Here is a 1,378-nt window from a genome sequence, read left to right as displayed (position 1 = left end):
ACCCACAAGACCACCGAACGCTTGAGGACTGTGAGACTGGAGAGGCACCGCCCGGAATACCATATCTGACCCGGCTTGAGACTGGCCGCTGTGCCTTCGTGATGACCTGTCGTCTGGGCCTGGGCGGTGCCGCCGACCAGGCGGGGATGTGTCCCCATAGGGGCCTTGCGAGCGCATCGTCACAGTCCTGACCTCCTCCGCCCGGCGGTGACCCCCGAGCTTGTGAGGAGAACCGTGACCCGCGCCGTTGCCGAGCCCACCCGCGTCGATGATGACGAGATCGTCTTGGGGGTGGACACCCACGCCGACACCCACGTCGCCGCAGTCGTCACCACTCTCGGCAGGCTCATGGCCACCCGGTCGTTCCCGACGACCGCGGCAGGCTACACCGCGCTGCTGACTTGGGCTCGAGGACATGGCCGGTTGCACCGAGCCGGCGTTGAGGGCACCAGCTCCCATGGCGTGGCACTCAACCGCTACCTGCTCGGCCAGGAGATCCAGGTCCTTGAGGTCAACCGGCCCAACCGGGCGGTGCGGCGTCGACGCGGCAAGAGCGACGCCGTCGATGCCGAGAACGCCGCGCGGGCGGTGTTGGCCGGGGAAGCCACGGCGATCGCCAAGACCGGAGACGGAGCGGTCGAGATGGTCCGGCTGTTCAAGATGGCCAAGGACTCCGCGATCAAGGCACGAACCCAGACGCTCAACCAGCTCAGGGCCGTCCTCGCACGAACCGATCCAAGTCTGCGCGACTCGCTCAAGGGACTCGGACAGGCCGCGCTACTGCGCACCTGCTCCAGGTTCCAGGCCGGTTCCCTTGTCGGGATCGAGGACGCAGCCATCGCCGTCCTACGCACCCTGGCCTTGCGGATCCTCGCACTCACCGAGGAGATCCGCGCCCACGAACGAGCCCTGACCGAGATCATCACCGGCTGCGCCCCGAAGCTGCTGGAACGGCACGGGATCGGCCCGGACACCGCCGCATCCCTCCTCATTACCGCAGGTGACAACCCTGAGCGGCTAAACAGCGAGGCCGCCTTCGCCGCGCTGTGCGGCGTCAATCCCATCGAAGCGTCCTCTGGAAAGACGACCCGGCATCGTCTCAATCGTGGCGGTGACCGGCGCAGCAACAGCGCCCTCTACACCATCGTGCTGACCAGGCTCGGACGCGACCAGCGCACTCGCGACTACGCGCAGCGGCGCACCGCCGAGGGCAAGTCCAAGAAGGAGATCATCCGCTGTCTGAAGCGATACGTCGCTCGAGAAGTCTTCCCAATAATCAGGGAAGCGCTCTCACCAGCGCAAACCTCATCATCGACGGCTTGACAGACATAGGGGCGTCATCACGCTCGTCCTCCAGCTCCGCGCGTTCCTTCTCCCA

At 66.3% G+C, this 1,378-nt stretch carries 1 protein-coding gene; it reads left to right on the top strand.

Translation table 11 applies throughout. The features are described 5' to 3' along the window. The first annotated feature begins 234 nt into the window (after window positions 1-234). The gene (locus BSB02_RS39165) at window positions 235-1,323 is read left to right on the top strand and encodes an IS110 family RNA-guided transposase (protein WP_143591783.1); all 1,089 of its coding nucleotides are present in this window, start codon (window positions 235-237) and stop codon (window positions 1,321-1,323) included. Window positions 1,324-1,378: the final 55 nt, after the last annotated feature.

Source organism: Thermoactinospora rubra (assembly GCF_002093975.1).
GTDB lineage: Bacteria > Actinomycetota > Actinomycetes > Streptosporangiales > Streptosporangiaceae > Nonomuraea > Nonomuraea rubra_A.
This window is presented reverse-complemented; position numbering and strand designations above follow the sequence as displayed.